Genomic DNA, 18,253 nt, shown 5'->3' with positions numbered 1-18,253 from the left:
GTCACGACGACCGATGTCGGAGACGCGCTCGCCTCGCGGAGCACGGACCGGGGCGACGCCGGCGGGTACAGTCACTGCGGCATCTGCGTCTCGACGGTCGCGGGCTCGTCGGCGGACTCGAACACCCCAGCCAGCGTCTCGCGCATCGCCTGCCGGCGGAACGACCGGCGGCGCTCCTCGGAGAGGTAGTTCGACATGACGACGCCGGCGCTTTTCGACCCTTGGTCGGCGGCGACGCCCTCCAACTGGGCGAGCATCTCGTCGACCGCTTCCTGATATGCGGTGTACCAGAAGCGCCGACAGAGCTTCGCGGTCGGGACCTCGCCGTCGACGGTCACGCCGGCCTCGTCGGCGAGGCGCTTGAACCGGCGGTTGACCGTCTCGCGGGCGATGTGGCCCGAGGCGGCCCGCGAGGAGGGAAACAGCGCGCCGTTCCAGTCGTCGTCCGCGGCGAGCGCGTCGATGCGCGCGGCGACGGCGTCGACGCCGTAGAGGAGCGCGACGGTCCCCGGCCCGTTTTTGCGCTCCTCGAACTCGATGTGGGGGTCGTCGCCGGTGAGGACGAGCTGGGAGGCGCGGAGCGACGCGAGCTCGTTCGGGCGGAGCCCCCACCCGGCGAGCCCGAGGACGAGAAGCCGGTCTTCGAGGTCGTCGGCGACGGCGTACACGTCTCCGACCTGGTCGGCCGTCATCGTGCGGTTGTCGGGTTGGCCCTGCTCCCAGCGGAACTGCTTTGCGGCGTTCTCGACGGGGTTGTACCGCGCGCGCCGGAAGTCGACGAGGTACTCGTAGAACGACCGGACCGTCTGGAGGTATTTGAGCTTCGTTCCGTCGGTGGCGAGTTCGGCGTCGAACTCGTCGAGGACCGCGAGACAGCGGTCTATCTCGTCGGGCTCGGCGTCGCGGTCGTCCAGCCGAGAGAGCAGGTCCGCCGACCCGTATCGGTCGCGGTAGATTCGGGCGAACCGAGCGAGGTGGGTCCGGCGGGTCGGCAGTGTCGAGTCCGCGAGGCCGCGCCGCGATTCGAGCATGTCGAGGTAGGACTCGAACGCCTCGACGGTGCGGTCGTCGTCGATGCCCCAGTCGTAGCCCCCGTCGGCGTCGTCGTCGCCGAGGCCGACGACCTCGACGAAGAACTGCCGCGGCGTGAGGCCGTGCTTCTCGCGGAGCGCGTAGGCGATGCCCGACCAGCCGCGTTCGGTCAGCCACGCGTAGGTCGGCACGTCCCGCGTCGGGTCCATCCCGTCGCGGTCCATCGCGGGCGCTATCGTCTCCCAGTAGAACGCTTCGAGCTCGTCGAGCGACTTCCGCGACCAGTTCACCGCGGCTCCCCCCGCCTGACCTGCCCGCCGCGTCGCGTTCCGTGCGCCATCGTTCCGTATGCAGGGCGTGCCGCGGACGGATTAACGCTTTCTCTCGTCGCCGGTGGTCGGTGGCGGGCCGCCGGGGGCGCGTCCACCGGCCGCCCCGGCACCCTCTATATGACGGGTGCTAGATATATCTGGGAGACGCGATAACAGGGCAGTACAATGGCAGACGGAAACGACGGCGGTTCGGTGCTCGGGGTCGACCCCCCCGGCGACGGGGCAGTGGTCGGCTCGTCGGATCCGGCGGTCGACGTCGGGGAGGCGGCCGACGAGGTGACGGTCCTCGAAAGCGGGACCGAGTTAGAGCGGACAATCGGCCTCCGCGGTGGGTTGGCAATCGGTATCGGGACGATGGTCGGCGCGGGTATCTTCGTCTTCCCCGGCCTCGCCGCCGGGCAGGCGGGCCCCGCGGCCGCGCTCTCGTTCGCGCTCGGTGCGGTCATCGCGCTGTTGGTCGCGCTCCCGACCTCCGAGTTGGCGACGGCGATGCCGAAAAGCGGCGGCGCGTACTACTTCATCTCCCGCGGGATGGGGTCGGCGTTCGGCGCGGTCGTCGGCATCGGGCTCTGGCTGGGGCTCGTCTTCGCCTCGGCGTTCTACCTCGTCGGCTTCGCGCAGTACGCCATCGCCGTGCTGGCGGAGTTGGGCGCGGCGTCGATGGTCGCCGACCTGCCGCTCGTGGCGACGCTCGGCGTCGGCTTCGGCCTCGCGTTGACGGCGCTCAGCATGTTCGGGACCGAGAACGCGACGAAGCTCCAGAACGGCATCGTGAGCCTTCTCCTCGGCATCCTCCTCGTCTTTCTCGTCTACGGCTCGCTCGACACGCTCGGGCTGTTCGGCCGCCAGACGGTCCCCAAGGAGTTCATGCCCTTCGGGACGCTCAGCATCTTCACCACGGCGGCGCTCGTGTTCACCTCGTATCTCGGGTTCGCGCAGGTGGCGACGGTCGCCGGCGAGATAACGAAACCCGGGCGGAACCTCCCGCTTGCGATGGTCGGCTCCGTGGTCGTCGTCGGCGTGCTGTACGTCGTGACGATTCTCGTCTCGACCGGCGCGTTCGGGAGCGCCCGACTCGCCTCCTTCGGCGAGACGGCAATCGTCGAGGTCGCCCGCTCGTACCTCGGCTTCCCCGGCGCGGTCGCCATCCTCGTCGCCGGGCTCTTCGCGACGGTGTCGAGCGCGAACGCCTCGATTCTCAGCTCGTCGCGCGCGCTCTACGCGCTCAGCCGCGACGCGCTGGTCCCGCCACAACTCGCGCGAATCAATCTCCGGTACGGGACGCCCCACGTCGCGCTCGCGCTCGTCGGCGGGCCGACGGTCGTCCTCGTCGCCGTCGGCCGGACGGAGGTGCTCGCCGAGGTCGCGTCGTTCCTGCACCTCGTCACCTACGGGCTCATCTGCGTGGCGCTCGTCGCGCTCCGCCGGTCGAACCCCGCGTGGTACGACCCGTCGTTCCGCGTCCCCGGTTACCCGGTCGTCCCGGTGCTCGGGGCGGTGGCGAGTTTCAGTCTCGTCGCGTTCATGCAACCGCTCTCGCAGGCTGTCGGCGTCGTCGTCGCGCTCGCGGCGCTGGCGTGGTACTTCGTCTACGCCAGAGACGTGCGCCTGAAGGGGGTGAGCTCTGATGCGTAATCCCGACGACGTTCGCGTGCTCGTCCCCGTCGCGGTGCTCGAAGGACAGGTGATACCCGACCAACTGACCCGCCTGCTCTCGGAGACGACGGTCGTCCTCCTCGCGTACCACGAGATACCCGAGCAGACGGCTCCCGAACAGGCCAGAGAACAGTTCGAACCGAAGGTCCGCGACGAACTCGACGAGCTCGTCTCGGCGTTCGAAGCCGCGGGCGCGGCAGTCGAGACGCGACTCGTGTTCACCCACGACGCCGACCAGACGACAGAGCGCATCGCCACCGAGGCGGACTGCGACGCGGTGTTGCTCTCGAATCCCGCGCCGACCATCGCCCGCGTCATCGTCCCGATAAAGGAGGACATCAACCTCGAAACGATTACCAAGGTCGCCGCGGCCGTCGGGAGACGCGAGGACATCGAACTCACGCTGTTTCACGCCGCCGAGGAGGACGACGCGGTCGCCGAGGGCGAACGACTCCTCGACGAGGTCGCCAACGAACTGGCCGTCCTCGGGGTCTGTCGCGAACACGTCTCGCGCGTCGTCGTCGTCGCCCAGAACCCGCTTCAGGCGCTCATCGAAGGCGCGGCCGACCACGACGTCGTCGTGATGGGGGAGGAGAAACCCACGCTCCGCGGCCGACTGTTCGGCGAGACCTCCGACCGCGTCGCCGAGCAGACGGTCGGCCCGGTGCTCGTGGTCCGGCGACCGCTCGACCCCGAGGCTGACGACGCCGACGCCGACACCGACGACTCCGGGTGAGGCCGCTTCGCCTTCGCCCCGCTCTATTGCGCCCGATATTATTGTGCATTTAGAACAACACAGGGGTGCGAACCTCGGACATAGCGTGACCGGCGACTTTCACACTTGACACACTTTCTACAAATTTTACAAATTGTAAACTGCTCAGCGCTGAAAAACCCGTATCACCACCAGTCTTGTGGATATCAGAGTCATTCGGTCTATTCGAAATTCCCGGATGCTATCGGCAACCAGTTCGAACCGAGACGATATTGCTTTTTAATCGCACTATTGGATAGCCTCGAAACCGCGTTTTCGGAGGGGGACACTCCCGTCTGGACTCGCCCAGTCAATCGGGTGTGTCCGCTCGTCGACGCGGTTTCGGTCCCAAGTCCCGCGTGACTGACGGTCGAACCGTGACAGCCAATTCAATTCGTGACCGCCAACCCAATTACACCAATAGCTGTGTAATGGAATCGACACCCGTCCGGGTCGCTGGCCGCAGTTGGTCAGACGTTCCGTCGACAGATTATGAACTAAATAGACTCGTCAGAATCTGTCGAATAGCTGGACGTTCGGCGGATGAAAATCGGTCAGTGTTCTTATTTAGTCAACCATCTGGGGTCGTCGCTGTCGTCTGTCGGCTCTCTGGTGGTCCGGTCTCACGCCGTCGCTGGGCGCGCGACGCCCCGACGTTCGGCTCGATTGGCGGACAGAATACGACCCGAAGGCGGCTTCGGAACCGCGATAACGACGTTTGGGGGATGTGGGTCGTTCGGTCGCGCGCTCGCGGCGATTGGGGCTCCGACTCGAAGCGGTCCGACCGAGACCGCCGGTTCTCCGTTTGTGAACCGAGTGGGTGCTGTCGACGTGACGACGATTCTGGCGTGATGCCCGGCGACGACGCGGCCGACTAGCTGAACGTCGGAAAGTCGTCGTCGGACTCCTCCATGTTGACGTTCACTTCGATGACGTTGGCGGTGTTGACGACGTTCTCGATGAGCTGTTCGTGGTACTCCGGCTGTTTCATCCGGCGGACGGGCCCGGAGACGCTGATGGAGCCGAGGACGCGGCCGTGCCGGTTCGTCACCGGCGCGCCGATGGCCTGCAGGCCCTTTATCTCCTCTTCGTCGTTGAGCGAGTAGCCCCGGTCGCGAATCGTCTCCAACTCCTCGAAGAGCTCCTCGCGGGTCGTGATGGTCGCCTCGGTCTTGCCCGGCAGGCCGTACTGGTCGATAATCCACTCGACGCGCTCTCTCGGGAGGTGCGCGAGAATCGCCTTCCCCGTCGCCGAGAAGTGGAGGTAGTCGGCGCGCTGGAGTTTGTTCACCTGGTAGTCGCTCCCGACGGCCTTCTCGCCGCTCACCTTGTAGAGGTTGACTCCCAGCCCGTGCTGTTCGGTCGCCAAATGGGCGTACTCGCCGGTCTTCTCCGCGAGTTCCTCGATTTCGGGCTTGCCGATGCGGTAGAGGATGTTCTGGTACCGGACGTACTCGCCCACGAGGAGGAACTGCAGTGACAGCTGGTAGGTGTCTCCTTCCTTCACGACGAACTTCTCGGCCCGAAGCGTGCTCAGGTAGTTGTAGACGACGCTCTTCGAGAGGTCGAGGTGGTTCGCCAGCTCCGTCACCCGCGCGCCGTCTAACTCTTCGAGCGCACGAACGACGTCGAACGCGCGCGACACCGTTTTCAGGGTCCGCGGCGAGCCGGTCGTGGGTTCGTCTGCCATAGTCCAGTTCGAAGCTCCCGCGGCATAGGTGTTTGTATTTGACAAACGCTCGGTTCTGAAACGGACCGGTAATCGCACGAATTGCCGCGACACTCCGTGGTCTGAGGGGTAGTTCTCCCGAATATTGTCTTCTGAAGTGGTGATACCGGTGGAATCTTCTGTGAGTGACTACGTTCTCATTGTACAAACGATTCGGCGTTTCGAGCGAGCGCATACGAACTGGACCGCGATAAACAACAGCTTCAGCGTCTCAAACCGGTGATCCGAGACCGGTGGTAGCGAGCGGTTCGACTACGCGGTCGTCGCGGTCGTCGCGGTCGTCGCGGTCGCCGCAGTGACGCGGGCGCTGGTCGGCTCGACCCACGAGAGAACGGCCCGGGTGCGGACGAAAACGAGAACGGCAGTCGTCAGTGCGACGGTCTGGTCAGTGTGTCGGTCTCGTCACTCGGTCGCGAGGTCGGCGAGCGCGCCGGCGAGCACGCGGGTCGCGTCGGCGCAGTCCGCCCAGTCGGTCCACTCGCGGGGGTTGTGCGAGATGCCGTCGCGGGAGGGGGCAAAGAGGAGCGCGGCGTCGGTGACGGCCGCGACGTGCATGGTGTCGTGGCCCGCCCCGGAGTGGAGGTCGAGGGTTTCGAGGTCGGCGTCGGCCCCGGCGTCGTGGAGCGCGGCGCGGCACCGCTCGCTCATCTCGACGGGTTTGCGGTCCCACGGGTGCGAGAGCGCGGTCTCGACCGGGCGCTCGGCCTCGATGCGGTCGAGGCTCGCTTCCGCCTCGTCGATGACGTACTCGATGGAGTCGTACGCCACGTCGCGGACGTCGACGGTCAGGTCCACTTTCCCTGCGATGACGTTGGGCGCGTTCGGCGAGACTTCGAGTTTGCCGACGGTGCCGACCGCGGTCTCCGAGACCTCGCCGCGCTCGTTCGTCGCTCGCTCCACGTCGAGGACGAACTCGCTGGCGGCGGCGAGCGCGTCCGAGCGGTCGTCCATGAGCGTCGACCCGGCGTGGTCGGCCTCACCCGTGATTTCGACGGCACAGCGCGAGAGACCGACGATGCTCGTGACGACGCCGGCCGGGACCGCCGCGTCTTCGAGGCGCTCTGACTGCTCGATGTGGAGCTCTATCCACGCGTTCCAGTCCGCGGCGTCGACGCGCCCGTCTCCTCGATAGCCGATGTCCGCGAGGGCGTCGCCGAGCGGAATCCCGTCGGCGTCCTCGATGTCGAGCGCCTCCGCGACGCCCAGTTCGCCGACGGCGACCGCCGACCCGATGAGGCCGCCGCCGAACCGCTGGCCCTCCTCTTCGGTGAAGTTCACGACCTCGACGGGGCGGACCGGTTCGACGCCGGCGTCCTGCATCGCGCGGACGCTCTCCAGCCCCGCGTAGACGCCGAGCGGGCCGTCGAAGATGCCGCCCTCGGGGACCGAATCGAGGTGGCTCCCCGTCGCGACCGGGGCCGCGTCTGGGTCCGCACTCTCTGGCTCCCATCGCCCGACGATGTTGCCGACCTCGTCGATGGTGATGGAGAGACCGGCGTCCCGGAGGCGCTCGCAGAAGAACTCTCTCGCCCGCCGGTCCGCCTCACTGCCGGTCAGGACCGTCCGCCCCCGACCCTCGTCCGTCGGGACGGCCCCGAACTCCGCGTTCGACTCGATGTCACTGCGGAGTCGCTGCTGGTTGACTCGCATGGTTCCCGGATTCGTGACTAACCCTATTTTATTGTTTGGAATCCGGTCACACGTGACAGTACTGGCTGACGGATGAAGCGAGAACGCGGGGGAGTTCGTCGCGCCGCGCTTCGCCGCCGACGCCGAGTCGGCCGGGAACGCCGACCGACCCGCGGTTGACATTCTCGAAGTAATTCCGATTCGATTGGCGTGAAAGTGGCCATCCGAAACTTCTCCCGCGCTCGGTGCCCGAACACGTAGCCAGTATGATATTTTCCCCGTCTCGATATGGTGATTGTACACACACAACCACAATTTTTATCACACAGTAGCGGATTTGAGGGTCTGTATGCAAGAGAATGGCAAGGAGAGCGACTCTCCCGATAGCACCGCCGACGGGACGCGTCGCGGTCGCTTCGACCGCCGCACGTTCCTCGGGGCGGCGGCGGCGACCGGCGCCGCGGCGTTCGCAGGGTGTACGGGTGGCGGCGGCGCAGACGACGGCACGACCGAAGCGTCGGGGTCCTCCGGCGGTAGTGACGGCACGGAGAGCACCGACACGACGACCGCAAGCGGCGGTAATCAGGGCGGCACACTCCAGTGGGGCGGCGCGGTGCCGGTGCAGGGTCTCGACCCGCATATCGACACCTCCGCGGCCTCCAAGCGCGTTCTGGAGAACATCTACGAGGAGGTCGTCGCACTGCAGGACGACTACTCCATCCAGCCGCATCTCGCGGAGTCGATGGAGCAGTCCGACGACAACACGCTCTTGACGTTCAACCTCCGGGAGGGCGTCACCTTCCACAACGGCGAGGAGATGACCTCCGAAGACGTGCTTGCGAGCTACGAGCGCGTCCAGAACGGCGACTACCTCGCCACCGGCTTTTTCGACTACGTCGAGGAGCTTCGCGCCCCCGACGACTACACCTTCGAAGTCCAGCTCACCGAGCCCTTCGCGCCGTTCCTCGCGAAGATGGCGACGGCGGAACTGTCGGTCATGCCCGCCGAGAACGCCGAGAAGGACATGGTCGAAGAACCCATCGGGACCGGCCCGTACGTGTTCGAGAGCCGCGAAATCGAGACCTCGTTCACGATGACGCGCAACGAGGACTACTGGGGCGCGTCCGACGAGGACGGCCCGTTCATCGACACCATCGTCAAGAGCGAGGTGCCCGACCCGAGCGTTCGCCTCCAGTCGTTCCTCGCCGACGAGTACGATTTCATCAACGGCATCGCGCCGAAGGACGTCTCCCGCGTCGAGCAGGCCCCCGACGTCCGGTTCGAAAAGCAGTTCCCGAAATCGCTCGTCTACCTCGGCCTGAACTGCGACGTGGCTCCCTTCGACAACAAGGACGCCCGCCTCGCGCTCGACTACACCATCGACAAGGAGAAGGTCGCCGAGGCGGCCCTCTACGGCACCGGCCAGACCACCGCAACCCCGGCGACGCCCGGCAGTCCGTGGGTCAACCCGGACGTCGAACCGCGCCCACGCGACCTCGAAAAGGCGCAGGAACACCTCGACGCCGCCGGCATGTCCGACGGCTTCACGGCGACGTTCAAGATTCCGCAGTCCTACCCGACGCAGGTGCAGGCCGCGGAGGTCATCGCCGCCGACGCCGCCGAGGTCGGCATCAACCTCGAAATCCAGCAGATCACGTGGAGCACGTGGCTCTCGGACGTCTACTCCAACCGCGACTTCCAGGCGACGACGAGCTCCTACCTCGCGCTCTGGTACCCCGACGTGTCGTTCTACAAGTTCCTGCACCCAAACGGGGCGTTCTTCTTCACCAACTGGGTGAACGAGGACTACAACGCGCTCGTCGAGGAGGCGCGCACCATCTACGACGAAGACGAGCGCGCCGACCTCTACCACCAGGCGACGGAGATTCTCCACGAGGACCGCGCCGGTCACCTCTTCCTGTGGTGGCAACCGAGCCTCTACGGGGCCGCCTCGCAGTACAAAGGCGACATCGGCGCGCCCGACGGGTCGACGCTCCAGTTCGCCGACAACTGGCTCGACCGCTAACACAGATTCCACACAATGTCGATGTACAACTACGTCTTTCGGCGCGTCGGGTTCATGGCGGTGACGCTGTTTTTCGTCACGCTCATCGCCTTCGCCGTCACCAACATCCTGCCCGGTGACGTGGCCCTGCTCATCTTGGGCCCCAACGCGACCGACCAATCGCTCGAAGCGCTCCAAACCCAACTGGGACTCAACCGCCCGCTGTACGTGCAGTACATCGACTGGGTCGTCGGGCTCCTCCAGGGGAACATGGGCGAATCGCTCCGGTTCGGCGAGCCCGTGGCACAGCTCATCGCCGAGCGGCTTCCCCGGTCGATGATGCTCGCGGTCGCCGCGACGCTCGTCGCCGTCGTGCTGTCGGTTCCGCTCGGCGTCTACGCCGCCATCAACCAGAACGAAGCGCCGGACGTGAGCGCCTCGATGTTCGCCTTCGTCGGCATCTCGATGCCCATCTTCCTGTGGGGACTGGTGTTCATTTTGGTGTTCGCCGTCTGGCTGAACCTCTTTCCGACCGGGGGGTACGTCTCCCCGAGCGAGGACCTCGTCGGGTCGCTCACGCGACTCGTCCTCCCCGCGGGGGCGATGGGCTTCGCGCTCACCGCCTACATCATGCGGATGACCCGGTCGTCGATGCTGGAGGTGCTCAGCGAGGAGTACATCAACCTCGCGCGTGCGAAGGGGATGAGCCAGCGGGTCATCGTCCTCAGACACGCGCTCAAGAACGCAATCATCCCCGTCATCACGGTCATCGCGTTCCAGTTCAGCTACGCGTTCGGCGGGGTCGTCGTGCTCGAAGAGGTGTTCTTCTGGCCCGGCATCGGTCGGCTGACGCTGACCGCGATTCAGAGCCGCGATATCCCCCTGATTCAGGGGTGCATCCTCGTGGTCGCACTCATCTACATGTTCTCGAACTTCGCCGCAGACCTGCTGTACGCGTACTTCGACCCCCGTATCCGCTACGGAGGTGACGACTGATGGCGACCGAACAGGAGACCGACCGCGGTCGGTTCACCATCACGCAGTCACAGCGCGACCGCATCGCCCGGTTCGTCCGGAAGTTCCGAAGCAACACGAAGGCGATGCTCGGCTTTTCCATCGTGGTGATGCTCGTGCTCGTCGCCGTCTTCGCGCCGCTCATCGCGCCGTACCCCATCGAGCAGACGAACATCGAAGACCGCTCGCAGGCCCCGTCGGTCGAACACCCGTTCGGCACCGACGACCTCGGCCGCGACATCTTCAGCCGCGTCGTCATGGGGAGCCGCATCTCGCTGTACGTCGGCTTCGGCGCTATCTCCGGCGCGCTCGCGGTCGGAGCCGTCGTCGGCGTCGTCGCCGGTTACGCCGGCGGCCTGACCGACGAGATACTGATGCGCGTCATGGACGCCGCGATGGCGTTCCCGCCGGTGTTGCTCGCGCTCACGCTTCTGGTCGTCCTCGGCCCGGACTTGAGTAACGTCATCATCGCGCTGGCGTTCGTCTACACGCCGTACATCGCCCGCGTCTCGCGGAGCGCGGCGCTGGCCGAACGCAACGAGGCGTACGTCGAGGCCGCCATCGCCCGCGGCGAGAGCGACTCGCGCATCGTCTTCAGCGAGGTGTTCCCGAACTGCATGGCTCCCATGCTGGTGCAGGGGTCGCTGAACGTCTCCTTTGCCATCCTCGCGGAGGCGAGCCTGTCGTTCCTCGGCCTCGGCGCGCAACCCCCGCGGCCGTCGTGGGGGCTGATGATTAACACCGGTCGCGGCTTCATGGAGACCGCGCCGTGGATGTTGCTGTTCCCCGCGCTGGCTATCGGCATCGCCGTCGTCGGGTTCAACATGCTCGGCGACGGACTGCGTGACGTGCTCGACCCCAAAGTGGAGGCGATAGAATGAGCGCATCCACCACCACGACCGACCGCGAGGCCGACGACGGCCCGCTCCTCGACGTTCGCGGACTCAGAACCGAGTTCCGCACCGAGGGCGGCCCCATCGTCGCCTCCAACGAGGTGTCGTTCTCGCTCGATCGCGGCGAGACCATGGGTCTCGTCGGCGAGTCGGGCGCGGGCAAGTCCGTGACGGCGCGGTCGCTCATGCGCCTCATCGACTCGCCCGGCGAAATCACGGGCGGGCAGGTCGTCTTCGACGGCGAAGACCTCCTGCAGAAGACGGAAGCCGAGATGCGCGACATCCGCGGCAACCGCATCGCCATGATTCCGCAGGACCCGATGTCGTCGCTCAACCCGGTGATGACCGTCGGCGAGCAGATTACGGAGACGATTCGTCGCCATCAGGACGTCTCGAAGTCGGAGGCCCGTCGGCTCGCCGTCGAGTCGATGGACGACGTCGGCATCCCGGACGCCGAAGAACGCATCGACGACTACCCCCACGAGTTCTCCGGCGGGATGCGCCAGCGCGTCCTCGTCGCCATCGGCTTCTCCTGCGAGCCGGACCTCATCATCGCCGACGAGCCGACCACCGCGCTCGACGTGACGACGCAGGCGAAGATTCTCGACCTGCTCAACGAGATGCAGGAGCGCGAGGGGACGGCCGTGCTGATGATCACCCACAACCTCGGCGTCGTCGCCCAGACGTGCGACCACGTCGGCGTCATGTACGCCGGCAACCTCGTGGAGACGGCCGAGCTCGGCGACCTGTTCGACCGCCCGCGACACCCCTACACCCGCTCTCTCATCGACTCCATCCCGGAGGTCGACACCGACTACGACGAACTGCCGACGCTCGACGGCGCGATGCCCGACCTCGGGGACCTCCCGAGCGGCTGTAACTTCGCGCCGCGGTGTCCCCACGCCACCGAGGCGTGTCGGACCGGCGGCGACCCGTCACTTGACGCCGTCGGCGACGGCTCCTCACGCGCGGCGTGTCTCCACGCCGACGACCTCGACCTCTCGGAGAGCACGGTCCCCGAAGCCGGGGCCGGTCGCCGCGACATCGACCGCACCGGCGAGCCGCTGTTCGAGGTGCGGAACCTGAAGAAGTACTTCAACGCCGGCGAGGGCGTCTTCGGTAACGTCCACCTCTCGTGGTCGGGCGGCGGCCTGCCGACCGTCGAGCGGCGGCACGTCAAGGCCGTCGACGACGTGAGCTTCGACGTCTACCCCGGCGAGACCGTCGGGCTCGTCGGCGAGTCCGGCTGTGGCAAGTCCACGGTCGCTCGCACCGCGCTCCGCCTCCTCGAACCGACCGACGGCGAGGTGTACTTCGAGGGTCAGCCGCTCCACGAGCTCGGCTCCTCGGAGATTCGGAGTCTGCGCCGCGAGATGCAGATGATATTCCAGGACCCCCAGAGCTCGCTCAACCCGCGGAAGACCGTCGGCCAAATCGTCGGGCGCGCGATGGAGAAACACGGCATCGCCACCGGCGAGGAAAAGCGCGAGCGCGTGGGCGACCTGCTCGAACGCGTCGGCCTCTCGCGGGCCGCCGCGAGCAAGTACCCCCACGAGTTCTCCGGGGGCCAACAACAGCGCGTCGCCATCGCGCACGCGCTCGCGGTCGAACCGAAGCTCATCGTCTGCGACGAGCCGGTGTCGGCGCTCGACGTGAGCGTGCAGGCGCAGATTCTCAACCTCCTGAACGAGATTCAGGACGACGAGAACATCTCGTTCCTGTTCATCTCGCACAACATCGGCGTCATCCGGCACATCTGCGACCGCGTGGCCGTGATGTACCTCGGCAAGATAGCGGAGTTCGGGAGCATCGAGCAGGTGTTCTCGCCGCCGTTCCACCCCTACACGGAGAGCCTCCTGTCGGCGGTCCCCCACGCGAACCCGGACCGCGAGACGGACCGCATCCTCCTGGAGGGGAGCGTCCCGAGTCCCATCAACCCGCCGTCGGGCTGTCCGTTCCAGACGCGCTGTCCGAAGAAAATCGGCGACGTCTGCGAGCAGGACCTCCCGGAACTCGAAGCGGTCGACGGCGGCGACCACTACATCTCCTGTCATCTCTCCGAGGAGGAGATGAGCCAGCGTGACTCCTTTATCACGCCGTCGAAGCGCGCGGAGACCAGTCCGGCCGACTCGGACTGACGCCGTCCGCGCGGTCTCTTTTTTTGACGCCGAAGCCGGTTCAGTACTTGACGCCGAAGTCGAGAATCTCGTCCGGATAGTCGCCGAACTGCGCGTCCGTCTCCCGTCGAATCTGTGCTTTCGCGCGCCGCGCCTCCGCGAGCAGGTCGCGCAGGTCGGCAACCGGCTCGTCGGAGAGGTCGACGCGGAGGTTGTGGTAGAACTCCGGCGTCGGCGCGTGGACGAGCACCGCGGCGCTCAGCTCGCCGCGGTCGTCGCCGCCCGCCGCCTCGCCGGCTTCGAGCGCCGAGACGAGCCGGTCGGCCATGTCGCCGTCGGTGGATTCGTAGGCCTCGGCGGTCGCCTTGACGACCCCCTCGCCGGCGAGCATGTTGCCCGCGACGGTGTAGTCGTCGCCGACGCGGTGGCCGGCCCACGAGACGCACTCGTCGCCGGTGAAGGCGAACTCGCCGCCCGCGCCGACGCCGTGGACCTGCCGGTAGGCGGCGTGATCGTCGGCGGCGAGAAGCGCCTCGAAAGCGTCGTCGATGCGCTCGCCGGCCTCCGCGCGGGCGACCGCGTCGCGGCCGTGTTCGGGCTTCGTGTACGACTGCGTGACCGCCGCGCCGCCGGCGCTCACGTAGGGACAGGTCGCGCCGACGGCGACGGTGCCGGTCGTCACCGCCGCGCCGTAGACGTTCGCCTCCGGGTCGCGCGCCGCTATCGAGAAGGTTCCTGGAACGTGTCGCATGGGTTCGTTACTGCGTTTTGGTCACGCTCGCACGGTAAATACTCTCCTCTCGCGGGCCGCGACGGGAGGTGTGACAGCTCAGCTCGTGGGGTTCTGCGTCCGCACTCGCCCCCGATCTCAATTCCCAACACTATTGTATATATGTGGCATTATTGTCTGCGATACTTTCTTATTTATCGAGCTGTCGTCTCTGCATGTTTTAGAATCAGTGTACAATCAGTTCATTGTCATCCTATATTCGACCTGAAGCCAAAACCTAACCCGTGCGGCGTTCTCCGACAGTATAGTATTCGAGATAGTGAGCAATACTGGTGCGTTCCGTCCGGCGGTAGTCGCCTCCAAGGCTTATGGTGTCGCGGTGGCAAAATCGAGATATGAGACTCGGTATCGGTCGAACCGGCGTGGCGATTCTCGTCGTGTTGTTCGTCATCCTCGGAGCGGAGGACGTGTACGTTTGGGCCGTCGCCGGGTCCGTCCCCGGCGTCGAGTTCTTCCTCGCGCTCGTGTTCGTCCTCGTCATCGCCGTCGTGGCGATTCGAGAGGCGCGGGCGCACCCGCCGAGTCGATAGTCCGTTTTGGCGCGGGCGCTCCCTTTCGCCCGCTATCCCTCCTGTTTTCGGCAGTCGAGCGGCGCTTCGCAACACGCGGAGCGATAGGCCGCCGACTCGCGAACCAGTTTGCACTCGCGGTACCGATAGGCCACGTCCGCGCCGCAGTCCTCGCAGGTGAGGACGTACTTCGGCTCTGCGAACCGACGGACGCGAACCGGCGCGTCGACCGCCTCGGCGCGGCGCTTGAACGCCGGCCCGTGGTCGGTCGCGCCGAACGCCTGAAACTGCTCGACGTGGACGAGCTCGTGTCGGAGCGTCGCCGCCCACTCCCCGCGGTCGAACGACCCGAACGCCCGCCACGACAGCGACATGGTGCACGTCGGCGGGCCGCCGAGCCGGTTCGAATGCGACGACGCGCTGTCCCACTGCTTCGGCTCGCCGACCGTCGCGTCGTCGACGGTCGGTGTCTTCACCGCGGCCGCTCGACGCTTCGCGCGGGTAGACACTTCCCACTCGACCCGGTGTAGGTCCACGTCGAAGTCGTAGTCGCTCGCCGCGCGGCGGCAGTACGCCCGCGACCAACTCACCAACTCGTCGCCGGTCTCGACGGCGTCGTACGCGCTCTGACTCCCGTCTTCGTGTCCCACGATTCCGAGCCGCGATTCGGAGCGAGTCGGTATGTGTGTTTTGCTCGTCCGCGGCGGGTCGCCGATTCGACGTCTGGGTGCGGTCAGGCGCGCTCAGGCGGCGAGCGTCGCGTTCTCCCGGCCACGAGCCCCCGCTTACAGCTGTTTCGCGCGTCCCTTCGACGGTCATACGAGGACGCGCACGACTGATGTCCGGGCAGGCCAGCGCCCAGCATACTCTCGCCTTCATCCAGTTCCGAAATTGTCTCCATTTCCGCCGAGATGAGTTCGAAGTCGAAGACATCGAAGTTCTCGGCGATGCGCTCATCGTGTACCGACTTCGGAATGGCGACGATTTCGCGCTGAATGAGCCATCGAAGCACCACCTGTGCAGCGGACTTGTCGTAGCGGTCTCCAATCGTGGTCAGCACGTCGTGCTCGAAGATGTTGTTCTGACCTTCGGCGAACGGCCCCCATGACTCGTGTTGAATATCGTGTTCATCGAGGAACGCTGCATCGTCGGTTCGCTGGTAGAAGGGGTGGGTCTCGATCTGATTCACTGCCGGGACGACATCGTTGTGGACCATGAGGTCCATCACGCGGTCTGGATGGAAGTTGCTGACCCCGATCGCTCTGATTTTGCCTTCCTCGTGGAGTTCCTCCATCGCCCGCCACGAGCCGTGGACATCGCCGTAAGGCTAATGCATCAGATATAGGTCCAGGTAGTCGAGACCCAGTCGATCCATCGACCGCTCGAACGCGTCTTTCGTGCTCTCGTAGCCAGCGTCCGTTACCCAGAGCTTCGTGGTGACGAACACCTCGTCTCTCGGCACATCGCTCTTCTCGATTGCCCTACCGACCGCCTCCTCGTTCCCGTACGCTGCCGCAGTATCGATCAGGCGATACCCTGTCCGGAGTGCTTCGGTGACGCTTCGCTCACATTCTTCGAGGTCGTCGATTTGATACGTGCCGAAGCCGAGAATCGGCATCTCCACGCCGTTGTTGAGTTCAACTGTCTTCGTGGGGGGGCTCTGTCTACCAAATCAGAGGGACTACAGCGAGATAGGGACGATGCTAATTGGAAACCGTGTTTAACTGCCCCCGTGAGCGGAGCGCCGAAGGGAGAAGTTGACGCTCACCTCGCCTGAGGAGTCTCGATAGCGAGGGTTGGGAGATACCAAGCTCCTCGGCAAGCTCCTCCGTCGATGTCTGGCGTGGGCTCTCGTAGTAGCCACGAGACAACGCGAGCGTCAACGCCTCATATTGCCGTTCAGTCAACCCAAACGGGAGAGCGTCGTCTGATGTACTGGAAGTGGAGGTCATAGAGATTCTCTCGACACTCGACGAGGCCTGAGGTCTCTCATCTGTGGTTCGGCTGTCGCGGTTTCGGTGAGGCCTCTTTGTCAGATGTATTTGGTCTATAACAGAGGGAGTCATGGAACGCTCTATGGGGTGTGTTTTCGCAGGCTCAGCGGTGAATACTTGGTACATTGTTCCTGCGGATTTATTGCCTGAATGTCGACGACCCCGCGGAATGGTCTCGATGATTTGAACTGGCCACTTCCCTTCTCTCCGATATGATGACCGACGAACTCGACTCCTTGCTCGAATGGTTCGAGTTGAAGGACGAACTTCGGACGGGATGGGTGCTTCGGAATATCGACTCGCCTGAATCGGTCGCAGCCCACACGTGGGGGACAGCGTCGCTTTGTCTGCTCTACGCCGAGCAGGAAGACGTTGACCCTCAGAAAGCAGTGACGATGGCACTCATTCACGACCTCGGCGAAGCTCGAACGGGCGATATCGCAACCCGTGCGGAGGACGGACGCCAGACCATCCCCACGTCCGAGAAGGAGGCGGCTGAACGGAGCGCAGTAACCGATCTCGTCGGACCGTTCACGGACACCGAACTGCTGTCGCTCTGGGAAGAGTACGAAGCCCGTGACACCCCGACGGCACAGTTCGTCAAAGACATGGATCTGATCGATAACTGTCTCCAGGCGCTCAAGTACGAGCGCCAAGGTCGGTACGACGAAGCCGAGGCGAACGACCACTTTGCCGAGTTCGAGAACCTGGACGAGTTCTTTGCTACCGCCGCGCCCCGCTTCCGGACAGAGCTCGGCCAGGACTTGTTCGAGCAAATTAAATCGCGGTACGAACGGGAACTCGGGCGACCCTGCCAACTCTGACTACGTCTTTCAGTCGCAACTCGCTTGGTCGGTGTAGCACCTGTATTGACTGCAGGACTATCAGGACAGAGCTGCTGAAAAGAATCCTACTTGAGTTCGTCTTACCTGTCACTCTGTTCGGCAGCGTAGTTTTTCATGCGCCGAAGGGGTGCGCGCAGTGCGCGCTAGCTATCATTACTCGAGTAATACTAGAGTCGGACCCATCTGCACGCGTCCTCAAGCGGGCGCAGTGCGAGTCGTTCGCGTTCGAATCCTCGACGGCGATGTCCGTGTTCGCAACGAGAGCTATGCCGACCCGACCGCGCACGAGTACCGCGTTCGAATTCGGAATGACGAGCCCGATTCGTGTTCGTGCCCCGCCGATGCGAGCGGTGACGGTCCGTGTAAACATCGGGTTGTGGTCGCGATTCGCCCACGAATACTCGAACTCGCCGTGCAGATGGGCTTGACGTGACGGGCCAGATTCGGCGACGAGCACGGTCGTTGGCTGAGGAATCAAGCGACGAGTGGGATCACCGTGGCGCGGATCCGCATGCAGTCGCTGCATCGCGTTTGTACACCGCTACGGCTGAGAGGGACTGGAAACTCACACAGTCGCGTGTTGCGGCCGCGAGTGATACCAGAAAGGCATGATGTAGTGAATGTCGATAGTTATTATACTATTAATTTTTCTTCATCTACTATAGTTAAATAATTACTAATATGTCAAAATTTTCTTGATATAACTAGAGGATTATGGGTATTATTTCAAATTATTGGTATATTCTGTATTTTCTGTTAGAGTGTGTTTTGACATTTAAATTATATCATCTCTATCTTATCGAATCGAATTCATATTCGTGGCGACGTCGTATGCGAGGAAGTCTCCCGAGAACTATCTGAGAATCACGGAACTATCTCTCTCGAACCCTCTCCCGTCTCAGCGTACCGAGGAACCCCTCTAATCGTGGTCTGTCCACTCTGGTAGACGTTGTT

14 protein-coding genes and 3 pseudogenes are annotated in these 18,253 nt (G+C 64.6%); 10 read left to right on the top strand and 7 right to left on the bottom strand.

The annotated features are described in order from the left end of the window. Positions 1-71 precede the first annotated feature (71 nt). The gene (locus IEV64_RS15825) at positions 72-1,322 is read right to left on the bottom strand and encodes a tyrosine-type recombinase/integrase (RefSeq protein WP_007276399.1); all 1,251 of its coding nucleotides are present in this window, start codon (positions 1,320-1,322) and stop codon (positions 72-74) included. Positions 1,323-1,529: 207 nt separating this feature from the next. On the opposite strand from IEV64_RS15825, the gene IEV64_RS15820 reads away from it, so the two are divergent. Both IEV64_RS15820 and IEV64_RS15815 read left to right on the top strand, forming a co-directional pair. Then, on the top strand, positions 1,530-2,999 hold the full coding sequence (locus tag IEV64_RS15820; RefSeq protein WP_188424385.1) for an APC family permease: 1,470 nt from the start codon (positions 1,530-1,532) through the stop codon (positions 2,997-2,999). Then, positions 2,992-3,756 carry a universal stress protein gene (locus IEV64_RS15815; protein ID WP_188424383.1) on the top strand — a complete coding sequence of 255 codons (765 nt, stop codon included), beginning with the start codon at positions 2,992-2,994 and terminating at the stop codon, positions 3,754-3,756. Before IEV64_RS15820 ends, IEV64_RS15815 begins: the two co-directional genes overlap by 8 nt. 892 nt (positions 3,757-4,648) lie before the next feature. Here IEV64_RS15815 and IEV64_RS15810 read toward each other — a convergent pair. After that, entirely contained in the window at positions 4,649-5,464 is an 816-nt protein-coding gene (locus tag IEV64_RS15810) for an IclR family transcriptional regulator (RefSeq protein ID WP_007276396.1), read from the bottom strand. Positions 5,465-5,905: 441 nt separating this feature from the next. Then, entirely contained in the window at positions 5,906-7,153 is a 1,248-nt protein-coding gene (locus tag IEV64_RS15805; protein WP_188424382.1) for a Zn-dependent hydrolase, read from the bottom strand. A 328-nt stretch (positions 7,154-7,481) separates the two neighbouring features. Here IEV64_RS15805 and IEV64_RS15800 point away from each other — a divergent pair, with 328 nt between their 5' ends. Genes IEV64_RS15800 through IEV64_RS15785 form a run of 4 tightly spaced genes read left to right on the top strand, consistent with a single transcriptional unit; the run spans position 7,482 to position 13,182 of the window. Next, positions 7,482-9,158 (top strand): ABC transporter substrate-binding protein, encoded by a 1,677-nt coding sequence (locus tag IEV64_RS15800; RefSeq protein WP_188424379.1) that lies wholly within the window; start codon positions 7,482-7,484, stop codon positions 9,156-9,158. A gap of 15 nt (positions 9,159-9,173) precedes the next feature. After that, positions 9,174-10,133: an ABC transporter permease gene (locus IEV64_RS15795; RefSeq protein ID WP_188424377.1), complete on the top strand. Its 960-nt coding sequence runs from the start codon at positions 9,174-9,176 to the stop codon at positions 10,131-10,133. Further along, on the top strand, positions 10,133-11,032 hold the full coding sequence (locus IEV64_RS15790) for an ABC transporter permease (RefSeq protein ID WP_007276392.1): 900 nt from the start codon (positions 10,133-10,135) through the stop codon (positions 11,030-11,032). The genes IEV64_RS15795 and IEV64_RS15790 overlap by 1 nt, the downstream gene beginning before the upstream one ends. Then, positions 11,029-13,182, top strand: a complete 2,154-nt coding sequence (locus IEV64_RS15785) for a dipeptide ABC transporter ATP-binding protein (protein WP_188424375.1) — start codon at positions 11,029-11,031, stop codon at positions 13,180-13,182. Before IEV64_RS15790 ends, IEV64_RS15785 begins: the two co-directional genes overlap by 4 nt. A gap of 40 nt (positions 13,183-13,222) precedes the next feature. On the opposite strand, the gene IEV64_RS15780 is transcribed toward IEV64_RS15785, so the two are convergent. After that, a complete protein-coding gene (locus IEV64_RS15780; protein ID WP_188424374.1) occupies positions 13,223-13,912 on the bottom strand; it encodes a DUF1028 domain-containing protein in 690 nt (229 codons plus the stop codon). A 374-nt stretch (positions 13,913-14,286) separates the two neighbouring features. Here IEV64_RS15780 and IEV64_RS15775 point away from each other — a divergent pair, with 374 nt between their 5' ends. Then, positions 14,287-14,481, top strand: a complete 195-nt coding sequence (locus IEV64_RS15775; RefSeq protein WP_007276389.1) for a hypothetical protein — start codon at positions 14,287-14,289, stop codon at positions 14,479-14,481. Positions 14,482-14,513: 32 nt separating this feature from the next. On the opposite strand, the gene IEV64_RS15770 is transcribed toward IEV64_RS15775, so the two are convergent. The 3 genes and pseudogenes from IEV64_RS15770 to IEV64_RS15760 form a co-directional block, all read right to left on the bottom strand. Further along, the gene (locus tag IEV64_RS15770; RefSeq protein ID WP_188424373.1) at positions 14,514-15,110 is read right to left on the bottom strand and encodes a SprT-like domain-containing protein; all 597 of its coding nucleotides are present in this window, start codon (positions 15,108-15,110) and stop codon (positions 14,514-14,516) included. 83 nt (positions 15,111-15,193) lie between these two features. Continuing rightward, a pseudogene (locus IEV64_RS15765) lies at positions 15,194-16,078 on the bottom strand (aldo/keto reductase). 85 nt (positions 16,079-16,163) lie between these two features. After that, positions 16,164-16,430 (bottom strand): annotated as a pseudogene (locus tag IEV64_RS15760) (helix-turn-helix domain-containing protein); the annotation flags it as partial. Between the two features lie 236 nt (positions 16,431-16,666). Here IEV64_RS15760 and IEV64_RS15755 point away from each other — a divergent pair. From IEV64_RS15755 to IEV64_RS15745, 3 genes and pseudogenes are all read left to right on the top strand, one after another. Then, complete coding sequence (locus tag IEV64_RS15755; protein WP_188424372.1) at positions 16,667-17,278, top strand: HD domain-containing protein; 612 nt, start codon at positions 16,667-16,669, stop codon at positions 17,276-17,278. A gap of 148 nt (positions 17,279-17,426) precedes the next feature. Further along, positions 17,427-17,732 carry an SWIM zinc finger family protein gene (locus IEV64_RS15750; RefSeq protein WP_306452318.1) on the top strand — a complete coding sequence of 102 codons (306 nt, stop codon included), beginning with the start codon at positions 17,427-17,429 and terminating at the stop codon, positions 17,730-17,732. Beyond that, positions 17,708-17,911, top strand: a pseudogene (locus IEV64_RS15745) (transcription initiation factor IIB family protein); the annotation flags it as partial. The gene IEV64_RS15750 and the pseudogene IEV64_RS15745, both read left to right, overlap by 25 nt. Positions 17,912-18,253 lie beyond the last annotated feature (342 nt).

It is taken from the genome of Haloferax sulfurifontis (assembly GCF_014635105.1).
Classification (GTDB): domain Archaea; phylum Halobacteriota; class Halobacteria; order Halobacteriales; family Haloferacaceae; genus Haloferax; species Haloferax denitrificans.
Note: the sequence above shows the minus strand (reverse complement) of the source record. Positions and strands in the feature narration are given on the sequence as shown.

What these genes read in the sequence shown, in the direction of transcription:
- IEV64_RS15820 (WP_188424385.1), top strand. Translation starts at nt 1,530, where the DNA reads ATGGCAGACGGAAACGACGGCGGTTCGGTGCTCGGGGTCGACCCCCCC.
- IEV64_RS15815 (WP_188424383.1), top strand. Translation starts at nt 2,992, where the DNA reads ATGCGTAATCCCGACGACGTTCGCGTGCTCGTCCCCGTCGCGGTGCTC.
- IEV64_RS15810 (WP_007276396.1), bottom strand. Translation starts at nt 5,464, where the DNA reads ATGGCAGACGAACCCACGACCGGCTCGCCGCGGACCCTGAAAACGGTG.
- IEV64_RS15805 (WP_188424382.1), bottom strand. Translation starts at nt 7,153, where the DNA reads ATGCGAGTCAACCAGCAGCGACTCCGCAGTGACATCGAGTCGAACGCG.
- IEV64_RS15800 (WP_188424379.1), top strand. Translation starts at nt 7,482, where the DNA reads ATGCAAGAGAATGGCAAGGAGAGCGACTCTCCCGATAGCACCGCCGAC.
- IEV64_RS15795 (WP_188424377.1), top strand. Translation starts at nt 9,174, where the DNA reads ATGTCGATGTACAACTACGTCTTTCGGCGCGTCGGGTTCATGGCGGTG.
- IEV64_RS15790 (WP_007276392.1), top strand. Translation starts at nt 10,133, where the DNA reads ATGGCGACCGAACAGGAGACCGACCGCGGTCGGTTCACCATCACGCAG.
- IEV64_RS15785 (WP_188424375.1), top strand. Translation starts at nt 11,029, where the DNA reads ATGAGCGCATCCACCACCACGACCGACCGCGAGGCCGACGACGGCCCG.
- IEV64_RS15780 (WP_188424374.1), bottom strand. Translation starts at nt 13,912, where the DNA reads ATGCGACACGTTCCAGGAACCTTCTCGATAGCGGCGCGCGACCCGGAG.
- IEV64_RS15775 (WP_007276389.1), top strand. Translation starts at nt 14,287, where the DNA reads ATGAGACTCGGTATCGGTCGAACCGGCGTGGCGATTCTCGTCGTGTTG.
- IEV64_RS15755 (WP_188424372.1), top strand. Translation starts at nt 16,667, where the DNA reads ATGATGACCGACGAACTCGACTCCTTGCTCGAATGGTTCGAGTTGAAG.